The organism is Flavobacterium cyclinae (assembly GCF_021172145.1).
GTDB classification, from domain to species: Bacteria; Bacteroidota; Bacteroidia; order Flavobacteriales; family Flavobacteriaceae; genus Flavobacterium; species Flavobacterium cyclinae.
In genome coordinates, this window is the sequence record NZ_CP089095.1 from 2,941,197 (window position 1) to 2,956,881 (window position 15,685).

General features: G+C 31.8%; 10 protein-coding genes. 1 reads left to right on the plus strand and 9 read right to left on the minus strand.

Going from position 1 to position 15,685, the window contains the following annotated elements:
• Positions 1-95 precede the first annotated feature (95 nt).
• The 9 genes from LOS86_RS13300 to uvrC form a co-directional block, all read right to left on the minus strand.
• A complete protein-coding gene (locus LOS86_RS13300) occupies positions 96-2,684 on the minus strand; it encodes a TonB-dependent receptor (RefSeq protein WP_231842559.1) in 2,589 nt (862 codons plus the stop codon).
• Between the two features lie 209 nt (positions 2,685-2,893).
• Positions 2,894-4,531, minus strand: coding sequence for a glucose-6-phosphate isomerase (pgi, locus tag LOS86_RS13305; protein ID WP_231842560.1), 1,638 nt, complete (start codon positions 4,529-4,531; stop codon positions 2,894-2,896).
• Positions 4,531-5,772 (minus strand): M23 family metallopeptidase, encoded by a 1,242-nt coding sequence (locus LOS86_RS13310; protein ID WP_231842561.1) that lies wholly within the window; start codon positions 5,770-5,772, stop codon positions 4,531-4,533. Before LOS86_RS13310 ends, pgi begins: the two co-directional genes overlap by 1 nt.
• A 27-nt stretch (positions 5,773-5,799) precedes the next feature.
• Positions 5,800-6,726 carry a tryptophan 2,3-dioxygenase family protein gene (locus LOS86_RS13315; protein WP_231842562.1) on the minus strand — a complete coding sequence of 309 codons (927 nt, stop codon included), beginning with the start codon at positions 6,724-6,726 and terminating at the stop codon, positions 5,800-5,802.
• Positions 6,727-6,730: 4 nt separating this feature from the next.
• Positions 6,731-7,507 carry a DUF3108 domain-containing protein gene (locus tag LOS86_RS13320; RefSeq protein WP_231842563.1) on the minus strand — a complete coding sequence of 259 codons (777 nt, stop codon included), beginning with the start codon at positions 7,505-7,507 and terminating at the stop codon, positions 6,731-6,733.
• Positions 7,508-7,793: 286 nt separating this feature from the next.
• Complete coding sequence (gene hppD / locus LOS86_RS13325; protein ID WP_231842564.1) at positions 7,794-8,957, minus strand: 4-hydroxyphenylpyruvate dioxygenase; 1,164 nt, start codon at positions 8,955-8,957, stop codon at positions 7,794-7,796.
• Between the two features lie 53 nt (positions 8,958-9,010).
• Positions 9,011-10,171 carry a homogentisate 1,2-dioxygenase gene (locus tag LOS86_RS13330; RefSeq protein WP_231842565.1) on the minus strand — a complete coding sequence of 387 codons (1,161 nt, stop codon included), beginning with the start codon at positions 10,169-10,171 and terminating at the stop codon, positions 9,011-9,013.
• 172 nt (positions 10,172-10,343) lie between these two features.
• Positions 10,344-12,542, minus strand: coding sequence for a patatin-like phospholipase family protein (locus LOS86_RS13335; RefSeq protein ID WP_231842566.1), 2,199 nt, complete (start codon positions 12,540-12,542; stop codon positions 10,344-10,346).
• Positions 12,542-14,347: an excinuclease ABC subunit UvrC gene (uvrC, locus tag LOS86_RS13340; RefSeq protein WP_231842567.1), complete on the minus strand. Its 1,806-nt coding sequence runs from the start codon at positions 14,345-14,347 to the stop codon at positions 12,542-12,544. The genes LOS86_RS13335 and uvrC overlap by 1 nt, the downstream gene beginning before the upstream one ends.
• 316 nt (positions 14,348-14,663) lie before the next feature.
• Between uvrC and LOS86_RS13345 the strand changes: the two genes are divergently transcribed.
• A complete protein-coding gene (locus LOS86_RS13345; RefSeq protein ID WP_231842568.1) occupies positions 14,664-15,638 on the plus strand; it encodes a succinylglutamate desuccinylase/aspartoacylase family protein in 975 nt (324 codons plus the stop codon).
• The last annotated feature ends 47 nt before the right edge of the window (positions 15,639-15,685 follow it).

The window sequence follows — 15,685 nt, forward strand, 5'->3', positions numbered from 1 at the left end:
CTAATTTTTTAAAGTGAAATACAAATATATGAAATAAAAAAACCTCATCTTCAAAAAAATGAAAATGAGGTTTTAGTAATTAACTTTAATTTTTCTTAGAAATTATAACGGATTGAGAAATTCCATGTTCTACCATATCCTAATTTAACTCTATTTGATGTATCAACTCCATTCCAAACATCATCTCCTGCATCAACATGTTTGTTATCTCTTGAATTTTCAATATACAATTCATCAAATAAGTTATTAATATTAACTCTGAATTGTAGATTATTTTGTTTTTCTTTACCCAACAACCACTTATATGATACACCAGCATCAACAGTATTATAAGAAGGTAATTTTATAGCGCCTCTGTTAGCTGAATCATTCCATTCACTTGAAGCTAAGTCAGTATTACCAAACATTCTGTTATAGTGATTCCAATTTGCATCAATATTAAACCTTGTTAAAACCTCATAATTAGCACTAAAGCCAGCAGTAAATTGGGCAACATTTCCTATTTCAACACCATCAATATATTTTGTATCACCAGTTGACAATAGATTTCCTGCATCATCATAATCAGAAGAAGTTACATTACCTACATATTTCCAATCACCAACTGAAACAAAACCTTGCATTTTCAGTTTATTTGTTGGATTAATAAATAATTCTAACTCTACACCTTGATGTACTTGTTTAGCAGGTGAAGATTGTGTAAATACATCTGAAACACCATCACCATCTATGTCATTAGCATCAAACAAAACTCTATTATCCCAAATAGTATGATATAAATTTAAATTAGCAGAAATATATTGACTTTTAAACTGGTAACCAGCTTCTAAACCTGTAATTTCTTGATTTTGATCATAATAAGGATTCAATTCATTTGAAGCCGCAGCATTAGTAAATAAATCATCATGATAAGGTTGACGAGAATAAAAACCTACATTAGCAAAAACATTATGATTATCTCCTACTTTATAAGATCCCCCTGCTTTCAAATTATAACCTAAATTGTTAACTTTTTTAGATTTTCCAACTTCTTCTGCAAAAAAGAATCCTTCTCTTTGATGAGACTGTGTAGATACAGCACCTTGAAAATATGCAGTGAAATTATCTTTAGCATATTCTAACTGACCAAATGTTCCAATGTAATTAATTTGTTCTTCATAATCTCTATCTAATCTTTGATTTCTTGGTGTACTTCCAAATAATGCGTCCCAAGGATTATAACCATAGGATTCAGTAATAGTATAAGAACCTACTTGGTCATTATTAGTTACATTAACAGAAGAAGCACCAAAGAAATTTACAATATTTCTGTAATGTTGTCCGTTATACATTCTTCCGTCAAAACCAACATTAAATGAAAAATTATCATTTAATTTATAATCTAAATTAGAAACTAATCCAAACCAATTATGAGCATTAACAGATGCTTTAGAGTATCCTACTCCACTTGATACTGCAGTATCAAAATCATATAATCCATCTGCATTTCTTCCTACACCTGATAAAAACTCAAAACCACCTCTACCAAATGAACCATATAACACAGTTGACAAAGATACATTTTGGTTAAAAGTGTGGTCCCAGTTTAGGTTTAATACTGGTTTATGATAAAAGTTTCTTCCACCAGCATAATATTCACCATTTAAAGTACCATAGTTATCACTATAATCTCTGCCTTTTTCTAATAAAGTAGAAAGGCTCATATGATTGTTTGCACCGTGCCATTGAGGAGCTCCAGTTACTAAAAAGTTTAATACATCTTTTTCGCCTGCTTTATAACCAAAAGAAAGGAAATATGTTTGACCTTGTCCGTGTGTACCATCTATATAACCATTCCCTTGCCAATGTCCTAACATTCCTGAGAAGGCAAATCCGTTTTTCATCAATCCTGTAGAATAATATGCTGTAGTTTTAGTGTAATTGTCATTAGCTAACATTTGTTGAACAAAACCTCCTTGGTTTTTGTCTAATGTTTTAGTTACAACATTTATTGTACCTCCAACAGAAGAAATTGCAAGTTTTGAAGAACCTAATCCACGTTGTACTTGAATTGCATTTGCAATATCTAAAACACCAGACCAATTTGACCAATACATTCTTCCATCTTCCATTCCATTAATAGGTTGTCCGTTTAATAGAAAAGCTGTATTAGTTTGATCAAAACCACGCAAGAACATTTGACCATCTCCAAATCCGCCGCCTTTTACATTTTGAATAGAAGGTGTAGATTTTAACAACTCTGGTAAATCCCAATTTCCTGATTTCTGTTGAATTTCAATTGCTTTAATTGTAGAAACAGCAATAGGTGTTTTTCTATCTGCAGCAAGATCGATAATTCCTTTACCAACAACCACAATCTCTTGAAGTTGGCTTGCATCAGGAGCAACAACAATGTTTCCTAAATTAACTGAATTTCCAGTAACTGTAAAAGAAATTGTTTTTGTCACAAATCCTAAATAAGACACAACGATTTGACCTGATTTTTCAGTTGTTGAAATCTCAAATTTTCCATCAAAATCAGTAACAGTACCTGTTGAAGTTCCTTTAACTACTACATTTGCACCTGCTAAAGGCTGATTTAAATCGCCATCAATTACAGTACCTGTTACTTTAGACTGTGAGAAAGCAGTCAGGGTTGATAAAAACATAAACCCAATAAGTAATACATTTTTAAAAATTTTCATTTTATTTATTTTTGTTAAAATTTTTGCAAATTTGACTTAAGATTTTGTTTTGAATGTTAAGTTAATGTTAACAAAAATAGCTTACTAGATTAAATATCAACACTATAACTTTTGGCGATTTTTTTTACATTTTATCGGTAAAAAAACTAGAATAAAAAAAAATTTCACAAAAAGATGTGAAATTTTTAAATAAAATTATGTGACTTTGATCATTTTATAAAATTTTTCAATAGAAATGATGTTGAACTATCATGATTTTTTACTTGTTTGTTCTCAATTTCTTCTAAAATTGAATTGGCTAATTGTTTTCCAAGTTCTACTCCCCATTGATCATAACTGAAAATATTCCAAATTACACCTTGTACAAATATTTTGTGTTCGTACATTGCAACTAAAGCCCCTAAAGTATTTGGAGTTAGTTTATTGATTAAAATGGTGTTTGTAGGCTTGTTGCCAGAAAAGACTTTATAAGGCAATAGAAAATCAGCTTTTTCACCCGAAATGCCTTGTTTTTCAAATTCGGTTTTAACTTGGGCTTCGGTTTTACCCATTAATAATGCTTCGGTTTGGGCGAAGAAATTAGACATCAACTTATCATGATGATCTTTATTACCGTAAAGCGAATGCTTGAACCCGATGAAATCGGTTGGTATTAATTTAGTTCCTTGATGAATCAATTGGAAAAATGCGTGTTGCGAATTAGTTCCTGGCTCACCCCAAATAATGGTTCCTGTTTGATAATTTACTGGTTTACCATCTCTACCAATACTTTTCCCATTACTTTCCATAATTCCTTGTTGTAAATAAGGTGCTAACTTCTGTAAATATTGGGTATAAGGAATTAATGCTTCGCTTTCGGCACCAAAAAAGTTGTTGTACCAAATACTTAACAATGCTAATACTACCGGAATATTTTTATCGAAAGATTCATTTTTAAAATGTTCGTCCATTTCATTAGCCCCTTTCAATAAATCATCAAAATTATCGAAACCTACTGCTAAACTTATAGAAAGTCCAACAGCGCTCCACAATGAAAAACGACCTCCAACCCAATCCCACATAGGAAAAACATTTTCGGGATTAATACCAAATTCTGTTACTTTTTGAATATTGGTTGAAACCGCTACGAAATGCTTAGCTACATCTTCTTGTGAAGCTGATTGTAAAAACCAACTTCTAATAGTTTCTGCATTTGAAAGTGTTTCTTGTGTAGTAAAAGTTTTAGATACTACTACAAACAAAGTCGTTTCTGGATTTAATTTCTTGATTACTTCGTTAACATGATCACCATCAACATTGGAAACAAAATGAACGTTTAAATGATTTTTATAGAATTGTAAGGCTTCTACAATCATAGCTGGCCCTAGGTCAGATCCACCAATTCCAATATTTACGATATCGGTAAATGCTTTTCCGGTATATCCTTTCTTGTTTCCAGAAATAACTTCATGAGAGAAGTTTTTAATTTTATTTTTTACCGAATACACTTCTGGCATAACATTAATACCATCTACTAATATGGTATCGGTTTCTTTTGCACGAAGCGCAGTATGCAAAACGGCTCTATTTTCGGTTTGATTAATTAAATCACCTTTAAAATAACTTGAAATGGCATCTTTTAGCTGAACTTCACTTGCTAAATTTAATAATAAATCTAGTGTTTCCTGATTAAGGATGTTTTTAGAATAGTCTACTAAAAAATCATTCCATTGGATATGGAATTTTTCTGCTCTATCAGCATCTGAAGCAAATAATTCTTTCATTGATGTCGCTTGCATAGTTGCAAAGTGCGATTGAATACTTTGCCATGCGGCAGTTTGTGACGGATTAATCTTTGGTAATGTCATTACTCTTTAAATTTTACTGCGGTTATACTATCCAATTCTTTTTTTAAAGGGGCAATATGTAGTAAGTATTTTTCTATTTTTGAAGGACTCAAAGGTTCTGCATTTGGTAAATTTTGACGAAGTGGATCCACTTGGACTCCGTTTTTCCAGAAGCGATAACAAACATGGGGCCCAGTTGCTAAACCAGTACTTCCAACTTTACCAATAACTTGTCCTTGAGTTACACGTTGTCCATTTCTAACTAAAATTTTTGACATGTGTAAATATTGTGTCGAATATGTTGAATTATGGCGAACTTTTACAAAATTTCCATTTCCAGAAGTATAGCCTGTTCTTTCAACAACTCCTGAGGCTGTAGTTTTAATTGGCGTACCATGTGGTGCTGCATAATCGGTTCCATTATGAGCTTTAAATCGCATTTGAACAGGATGAAAACGTCTTCCAGAAAAACGAGAGGAAATTCTAAAATAATCTAAAGGTGCTTTTAAAAACATACTTTTCAAACCCTTACCATTTTCATCGTAATAATCGGCATATTTTTGATCTTCAGTTAATTTATATGGAAAAGCAAAAATTTTCTTGCCTTTGTGCTCAAAATAAGAAGCTTCAATACTTTCAACACCAACATATATAGTATCATCAATATAGCGCTCGTTTAAAGTAACAGCAAATTTATCTCCTTTTTGAATTTTAAAGAAATCTACTGTATAGGCATAAATATTTGCTAACTTATTTGCTAATCCTCCGCTTACGCCTTCATTATTAAGTGTTTCAGACAGAGAACCTTCTATTTCGGCAGCTATTATTCTTCTTTTTACTTTTGTGGGTTTCTTTTTATTATACACCGCAATAGAATCTCTAAAATCAATTACTGTATAACTAATTCTGTCTTCAATGTAAACTAAAGCTTGTAAAGTATTAGGTTGTTTTTTATCTAAAAACAATATATACGGTTTTCCAGCTTTTATACGTCTAACATTAAATGAATCTCTAACTTTTTCAGTAACATCATAAACTCGTAAACTATCTTTTAATGGATATTTTTCTAGTAATTTTCCAAAAGTATCTCCAGAACGAATGGTATCTCTTACTACTTTATAGTCGTTAAAAGTAAAACCGTATTCTTTAATTATTGGTTCTTTTTTGGCAATTACATTATTTGTTTTTTCTTGCTCTTCTTTAGAATTACAAGATGTAAAAAAAATAGTTACAAATAAAATGGCTACTGATAGGTATTTCAATTTTGTTTAATTTTATGCTAAAAGCGGTTATTCTCCCCAGTTATCTAGTTCTTCTTTTGTCCATAATTCTGGAAAGAAAATTCTTTTTTGGTATTTTGGCAACATGTATTTTTTCCAATCACTTCCTCCTGTGGCTTCATGATTTCCTGGAACACTTTCTATATATTTTTTAGCTGCGTTAAAATGTCCCATAACCCAAGTAATATTAACTGTTTTATCATAATGACGCATAGCTGCAACTAAATCTGGATTTTTTTGATCATTTTCAGGTAATTGTTTGAATTTTCTCCACAAGTTAATCGTGTTGTATTCTTCCATCCAATCTAAGAACATTTTTTTGTATTTTCTTTCGAATTCTAGAATCAGATATGACTTTTCACCCGTATGATAATCTTTTCCAGCTGCTTGCCAATACAAATGTTCAAAAGCATGTTCGTATGGCGTGTTTCTATCAATGGTAGCTCTGAAGCGGTTATCGATTAAGTTGATTAAATCGGTTGAACTAAATTCAATTAAGCGATATTGAGCTGATTGAAAACCACTGGCTGGAGTTAATGTATTCCTGAATTTTAAATATTGTTCCGGTTCCATTCCATCTTTCATAATATCGAAAGAAGTGGTTAGCATATCAAAATAGCGACTAATTCGACCTAATTTTTCTGTAAAATATTCAGTTGACGGGTTTTCATTATGACACAATTGGTCCATTTCCCAAAGGATCATTTTGAATAACAATTCATTTACTTGATGGTACATCACAAACACCATTTCGTCTGGCAAAGTAGTCCTCTGTGTTTGAAGACTCAATAGGGCATCCGTTTGAATATAATCCCAATAGGTGATTGGTTTAGCCCAAAGCAATCCTTCTAAATGAGTTGATGTATTTTGATTTATTCCTTCAAATTTTTCATGAAGTTGATCTAATTGTTCTTGAATTTTAGGAGTAATTTCCATTCTATTATTTTTCTACTTTAACTTTAAATGAATTTTTTAATCCTTTAAAACCATCTAATTCAGCTTTTAAAGAACCTACCAGTAAACTGGCTTTTAATTTCACAGGAATTTTATTATCGTCATCAGAAATCCAAACCGTTAAACTTTCTTCTTCTTTAAAAACTCTACCTGTTTGCACATAAGGTTTAAAAATCATACAAGGTACTTTTCCAAACTTTGTTTTAACGTCTTCTCTTCCCACAAATTTAAGTTTAAATTTTGTAGTTTCATCATCAAAGAACATATCAATTGCAATTGATTCTCCTACTTTAAGTTTATCAATTTTAGGATGATTTCTTAAATAATAAAACGAAGACACAATATCTTGCACATTTTCTGGAACTGAAAATGTTTTTTCGGTTTTCTTTTTGTAGTCTTTTACTAAAACCGTGTTTTTATCTTGATCAAAAAAACCTTCTTGATTTTTAGTGTAACCACCCTCGTCAATTTTTCTTACAAATTGGTATGGCTTACCCGTTTGTTTGTCAAAATAACTTTCGTAATTATCATCAACTTCAAAGAAAAATTTAGTCATACCTACGGTCCAACCTTTTCCAACAACATGATGTACTTTTTTGTTGTTTTTTGTTGCTTCTTTAATTTCCAAAGTAGCATAACCTGCGTTGACAATTCCGTAATGAATTCGAAGTTTAAACCATTCCCCAGTTGTATATGCATTTTCTTGTTCTACGAATGAGTTCGTGGCAACAAAAAGAACTAATAGTAAGATAATTTTTTTCATGATTTATTCTTTTTAGAAATGAAAATGCAATTTCTGTTCCAAAAATACTAAAACAAAAAAACCCAGTCAAAAATATGACTGAGTTTTTATGCTATTAACCAACCAAAAAACTATAAATTATGAAAATTTATTACAAATTAAGGCAAACTACCTCCTTTATTTGCGAGTGCAAAGGTAAAGATATTTTTGAATTATTCTTAGTTAATTTTTAACTTTAACATATTTTTATCAAAAATCTCACTTCTACAACGATGTATTTTAATGATTTGTTAATAAATAGTCGGTTTTATAATGTACCTCGCAATTCTTGCTCACGCTCAATCGACTCAAAAAGGGCTTTAAAGTTACCTGCACCAAATCCTCTTGCCCCCATTCTTTGAATTATTTCAAAGAAAAGTGTTGGACGATCTTCAACTGGTTTTGTAAAAATTTGTAACAAGTACCCTTCATCATCAGCATCAATCATGATACCTAATTTTTGAAGTTCATTAATATCTTCTTTAAATTTAGACATGTGATCTTTTAATCTTTCAGGAATTGCATCATAATATGCTTGAGGTGGAGTACTTAAAAACTCTATACCTCTAGCACGCATTTCTGCTACAGTTGAAATAATATCATCTGTTGCAACAGCAATATGCTGAACACCTTCATCTTCGTAAAAATCTAAATACTCTTCAATTTGCGAACGTTTTTTTCCGTTTGCAGGTTCATTAATAGGGAATTTAATTCTTCCGTTACCATTAGACATTACTTTCGACATTAAAGCAGAGTATTCAGTAGTAATTTGTTTGTCATCAAAAGATAAGAAGTTTACAAATCCCATTACATCCTCAAACCATTTTACAGCTTCGTTCATTCTGTTCCAACCTGTATTACCTACCATGTGGTCGATATATTTTAATCCTACTGGTGTTGGGTTATAATCCGATTTCCATTCGCTATAACCTGGCATAAAAATACCATTGTAATTTTTACGTTCTACAAAAATGAAAACAGTTTCTCCGTAAGCGCCATAAATACCCGCACGAACTACTTCTCCATTTTCATCTTTTTCAACTACTGGTTCAAAATATGATTTTGCACCACGTTTCGTTGTTTCTTCATAAGATTGACGAGCATCTTCTACCCAAAGAGCAATAACTTTAACGCCATCACCATGTTTTTTAACATGTTCTCCAATTGGCGAATTACTATTTAAAGCCGTTGTTAAAACCAAACGGATTTTATCTTGCTTTAATACATAAGACGCTCTATCTTTTACTCCTGTTTCTAAACCTGCATATGCTAAAGATTGAAATCCAAAAGCTGTTTTATAAAAATGAGCCGCTTGTTTTGCGTTACCTACATATAATTCTACGTAATCTGTTCCTAATAAAGGTAAGAAGTCTTGTGCTCCTTCAAATATTTTTTCTAATCCGTATTCTACTGATTTTATTTCTTGTGCCATGTTTTTTAACTATTTTTGATGGTAATACTACCATGTTGTGTTTTATTAATTTTTTATTCGTCTAACCAAGATTGATAATACTTTTCGTCAGCAATATTCATTGCATCTTCTGTAACCATTAACGGTTTAAAAGTATCAACCATTACGGCTAATTCTAGTGTTTCTTTTTTACCTATACTTCTTTCAGCTGCTCCTGGGTGTGGTCCGTGAGGAATTCCTGCAGGGTGTAATGAAATATGACCTGCTTCAATATCATTACGGCTCATAAAATCACCATCTACATAATACAACACCTCATCTGCATCAATATTACTGTGATTGTAAGGTGCTGGAATTGATAATGGATGATAATCGTACAACCTTGGAACAAAAGAACAAATCACAAAAGCGTTTGTTTCAAATGTTTGATGAATTGGTGGCGGTAAATGGATTCTTCCTGTAATAGGTTCAAAATCGTGAATTGAAAATGCATACGGATAGTTAAAACCATCATAACCCACAACATCAAAAGGATGCGTTGCGTATATCAATTCGAAAATTTCGTCTTTCTTTTTGATTTTGATTAAGAATTCTCCTTTTTCATCATATGTTTCTAATTCTTCAGGACGACGAATATCTCTCTCACAAAATGGAGAATGTTCTAATAATTGTCCAAACCAGTTTCTGTATTGTTTTGGAGTATAAACTGGTGAATGAGATTCTACAATAAACAAACGGTTATCTTCAGTATCGAAATCCATTTTATAAATCATTCCTCTTGGAATTACCAAATAATCACCATATTTGAAATCTAAGTTTCCTAACATGGTTCTTAATTTACCCGTTCCTTTGTGAATGAAAATTACTTCGTCAGAATCTGTATTTTTATAAAAATAATCGGTTGTTGACTTTTTTGGAGCTGCTAAAACAATATGACAATCAGAATTTGTAAGAACAATTTTTCTACTTTCTAAATAGTCATCTTGTGGTGCTACTTCAAAACCTCTTAATCTATAAGACTGAATGTTGTTTGCTTTAGCAATCTTTGGAGCAACACTGTATTGTTTTCTAATCTCTTTTACTTGTGTTGGTCTATGCTCATGATACATATTGGTTGACATTCCGTCAAAACCTACTGTACCAAATAATTGTTCATAATACAATTCACCGTTTGGTTTACGGAATTGAATATGACGCTTATGTGGGATATTACCCAATTTGTGATATATTGGCATGATGTTAAATTTTTATTTGACAATAAGTATTATGTCGAAGTGCCGGCAATATAATGAAGTATAAAATAGGCACAATAATAAAAACTCACTCAGGATTTCTCTTGATGAGGAATTTTAAATGTGCTAATAAGCCTAACCAATTTTTCATCTTTACAAATATCGTAATTTTTTTTTAAAACCAAAATCCTACTGAAAACCAGGTGTAATGATTTTTTGTTTCGGGTGACCAAGAGTGCTTAATTTCGACCGGACCAATTACGGTTTCCATTCCGTATCCTATAGCATATCCTGAATATTTTGGATTAATAAACCAAGTGTCTAATGTGTCAAAAATATTGTTCCCAATGTTGGCAAAATTAGCAATTATATTAAAATGATGTTTTTTATAAAACTGATAATCTGCAGTTAACGACAATTTTAAATAACTTTCGCCAGTTAAAGATAAAAAATTATACCCGAAAAAAGGTTTAATATTATTTACTTGTTGAAAACCATATCCTCCTAAAATAAAATCAAAATAAGAAACACCTCTTTCGCCAATTGAAAAACCGCCTTCAGATTGAAGTTTGAAAGTAGTATTTTTAACTACAGGTTGAACAAAGGAAAAATCTGCTTTTGCAATTGAAAATCGTTCAAAATTGTTGTTATAATCTGATGAATAAGCAAAGTAACGCATCTCTGAATTAAAACTCCATCCTGATTTTGGAAAGTATTTTTTATCAAAAGAATCGTATTTTAAAAATCCAAAGAAGGATAAATAATTACTGCTTTCAAAAATTGAATTTGTATTTTGCAAGGTTTCTGATTTTAATCGTAAAAACTTAAATTCTAAACCGCCACCAATTGAAAATTTTTGAGCGAAGATAGTTTGCAAATACGCCTGATTACTTAAATCTAAAAAGTCTATGTTTAACGTATTAATACTAGAATTGATGTTTAAATCTCTTGCTATACCGGCAGAAATGTTTTTATTGAAGGTAGTCAACTTGGAATTAAACCCTAAACTCCAATAAAATCCATTGTCCAAATAATAATCAAAGTTGTAACGAATATTATCGCCAAGAATAACATCTAAAGAAACCACATCATTTTTTACTAATAATTTCTTTTTGGTGTAATTTAATAAAATGCCACTTTTAAATAAATCATCATAATGCAATCCAAATTTTAAAAATGTATTATTTGGATTTTCTTTTAATTCTAAAACAAGATTTTCACCATCATCCACTTGCTCAAAAGAATAATTGATTGCACTAAAGTTTTGGGTAGCATTTAAATTTGAAATTCCTTTAAGAAATTGAGCCTTGGAAATTTTAATGTTTCTTTTAAACTTTAATTTACCCAAAATATAAGCTCGCGTATAATTTTCAAGTTTATTAAAGCTAACTTCCTTGATATAAATTGAATCCTGAATTACAACTTTGTCCCTTTGAATTTTTTCGGGATAACTATATTTTATAAGTTCATTGGAAAACTCTTTTGCTTTTTGTTTTCCAATTTCAATTATTTCTTTTCCTTTTTCAAAATCAACTACTGAGAATCCTTTAATTTCAGGTTTTATGTAAATATCGGTAGCTTTTTGTTTTCCTTCCATTTTTTCAATCATGGAAAAATTATTAATTTGAGATAAAACAGCAGTAACCTCTTTTAATTCTTCACTTGATTTTAATCCGTCTTGAACATCAACTCCTATTATAATGTCTACTCCTCTTGCTCTTAATTCTTCCACAGGATAATTATCAACCACTCCGCCATCTATCAATAATCTCCCATTTATCTCAACTGGACTATACAAAGTAGGAAGTGCTCCACTTGCAATAATACATTTAGCTAAAACGCCATTATCTAAAACCACTTTTTCTCCTGTTTCAGCATCAGTACCAATACAAAGAAAAGGAATTGGTAATTCACTAAAATCACGAACATGACTTACATGCTGGGTTAAAGTTGAAAGTAAATTAAAATTGTAAAGTCCTTTAGATAAACCCGAAGGCAAGCCTAACTTAAACTTATTAAAAGGAAGTGACAAAGCGTAAATTTCATCATTTCTCTTTTCGTAAAAGGACTTAGAATCTCTTGGAGTATAATCTTGAAGTAAAGCATCAATATCAACACTAGAAAAAATAGAATCTAATTGTTTAGCATTATAACCAGAAGCATATAATCCGCCGACAACGGCTCCCATACTAGTTCCGGCAATGTAATCTACTTTTATTCCTAGTGAATCCACTACTTTTAGCACACCAATATGAGCCAAACCTTTTGCGCCACCACCACTAAGTACAAGTCCAACTTTTGGTCGCGCATTTTCTTGTCCTAAGCTAATTTGGATTAAAAATAGTAAGCTTACAAACAAGAATAGTTTTTTCATTATTTATTTTCAGATTGAATTGTCTTGTAAAAGTCGGAAATTTTTTTGGCTTTTGAAACACCTACCACTTCAGAAATGGCTTTTTCATCGGCATTTTGCAATCTTTTAACGCTTTTGAAATGTTTCATTAATGTAATCATCGTTTTTTCTCCAATGCCAGGGATGCTTTCTAAGCTATTAGTCAAAGCTGATTTACTTCGCTTGTCGCGATGATGCGTGATTCCAAATCGATGCGCTTCATTACGTAAATGCTGGATTACTTTTAGCGTTTCCGATTTTTTATCCAAATACAAAGGCACTGAATCGCCAGGATAAAACAATTCTTCTAAGCGTTTTGCAATTCCAATTATAGCAATTTTGCCTCGTAAACCTAAATCGTCCAAACTTTTTAAAGCAGAAGACAGTTGTCCTTTTCCACCATCAATAATAATCAACTGTGGTAAAGGTTGATTTTCATCTAACATCCTTTTGTATCTACGATACACGACTTCTTCCATCGAAGCAAAATCATTTGGACCTTCAACTGTTTTGATATTAAAATGACGGTAATCTTTCTTGCTCGGTTTCCCATCTTTAAAAACCACACAAGCCGAAACCGGATTCGTTCCTTGAATATTCGAGTTGTCAAAACATTCGATATGTCGTGGCTCAACCGATAAACGCAAATCTTTTTGCATTTGTGCCATGATGCGATTGGTATGACGCTCAGGATCGACTATCTGAATTTGTTTTAATTGATCTAATCGATAATATTTGGCATTGCGTTCTGATAAATCTAAAATTTGCTTTTTGTCGCCCAATTGTGGCACAGTAACTTTGATATTTTCGCCTAAATCAATCGCAAACGGAACCACAATTTCTCGGGCATTCAAATGGAAACGTTCGCGCAACTCAACAACTGCTAATTCCAACAATTCTTCGTTAGTTTCATCTAGCTTTTTCTTTAATTCTAATGTATGCGAACGAACGATTGCTCCATGTGAAATCTGTAAAAAATTCACATATGCCATGGTTTCATCAGAAATAATCGAAAACACATCTAAATTGGTGATTTTCGGATTCAAAACCGTAGAACGCGATTGGTAATTTTCTAAAACTTCAATTTTTTCTTTGATTTTTTGCGCTTCTTCAAACTTCATTTCCATTGCCAAATCGGTCATTAATTTTTTGAAATCTTTCAAACTTTCTTTGAAATTTCCTTTTAAAATTTGACGGATTTTTTCGACTTGATTTTGATAGTTTTCAGCCGTTTCATAACCTTCACAAGCGCCTTTGCAATTGCCAATATGATATTCCAAACACACTTTAAATTTACCTGAATCGATGTTCGTCTTCGATAAATCATAAGTACAAGTTCGCAATGGATACAATTCTTTAATCAAATCCAAAATGGTATGAACGGTTTTAAAACTTGTGTACGGCCCAAAATATTCCGAACCATCTTTGATCATTTTTCGAGTAGAAAATATTCTGGGAAAACGTTCGTTTTTGATACAAATCCAAGGATAAGTTTTATCATCGCGTAGTAAAACATTGTAACGCGGTTGCAGCTTTTTAATCAGGTTGTTTTCCAACAATAATGCATCGGTTTCCGTGGGAACAACAATGTGTTTTATCGTAACAATTTTCTTTACTAAAACCGATGTTTTATAATTATCATGATTCTTAGTAAAATAGGATTGAACGCGTTTTTTTAAGTTTTTCGCCTTCCCAACATATAGAATTTTTCCTTCCTTATCATAATATTGATACACACCTGGATTATCAGGCAAGGTTTGGATTTGAAGTTCTAATGGTGTTTGCATTTTTTTGAAAGATGATAGAACAAAGATAAGAGATTTGATTTAATTGGCACGCGTATGAAACGGATGCTTTGCTGCGCTGATTATAGCGTTATTTTTACACAGAGAGTACTTCGTCTGTTCGCTAACGCTCGGGTCACGGAGCTTTTTTTGATTTTGATGCTGTTGAAAAGAGTTACACAGAGTCCGAAACTTCGAACGTTTTACTTTTATACTTTTCATTTCTACAATTTGTATTCCAATAAAAAATTGATTTTTGAAGTTGTTCTTGCCCTTGTTCTTGAACTTTTCGTATTTTTAACACCTTAGAATCAACCAAATGACAGCCTCAAAACCACTTGTAATCCTTAAAGAAACCATTTTAGCGGGCGAAAGCAAGACCATTAACATGGAAATTGCCAAGTTGCACACCATGAACAAATTGAAAGTTCCTATAATTGTGGAACGTTCAAAACTTGATGGTCCAACGGTTTTGTTCACCGCTTGTTTGCATGGTGATGAAATCAACGGAACCGAAATTGTACGCCAGTTAATTGTCCAAAAAATCAACAAACCAAAACGCGGTACCATTATTTGTATTCCAATTATCAATATTTTCGGATTCATCAATAAAACACGTGAATTTCCAGATGGGCGCGATTTGAATCGGGTTTTTCCTGGAAGTAAAACAGGTTCTTTAGCCAGTCGGTTTGCGTATTACATTTTGAAAGAAATTATGCCACATGTGGATTATGTTATTGATTATCATGCCGGTGGTGCCAGCCGATTTAATGCTCCTCAAATTAGAATTGTGCCTGAAAATCCGGAATTAAAAGAACTTTCCGATGTTTTCAATGCTCCTTTTACCTTGTTTTCGAAGAATATTTCGGGTTCGTTTCGAAATTCTTGTGATAAATTAGGGGTTAAAATGTTGCTTTTTGAAGGCGGAAAATCATTAGATATTAACGAAGAAGTTACGAATGATGCCATTGAAGGTACCAAGCGATTTTTGGATCATTTGGACATGCTAAATCCAAGAAAAAAAGCCAATATTAAATCGAAAAAACCTATTTATATTGAAAAATCGAATTGGGTAAGAGCTAAATATTCAGGCATGTTTCATGGTTTAGTAAAAATTGGTAGTTTTATCAAAAAAGGGGAATTAATCGCTACTATTTCCGACCCATACGGAAAAGTCGAACACAAAATGAAAGCTCCTCATGACGGTTATGTTATTAACGTAAACGATGCACCGATTGTATATCAAGGAGATGCTATTTTTCACGTTTCTACCCATTTAGAATCAGAAAACTAACAATTATCATGTTTTTATTGGTTTTTCAACTGTAAATTCGCCAAAAC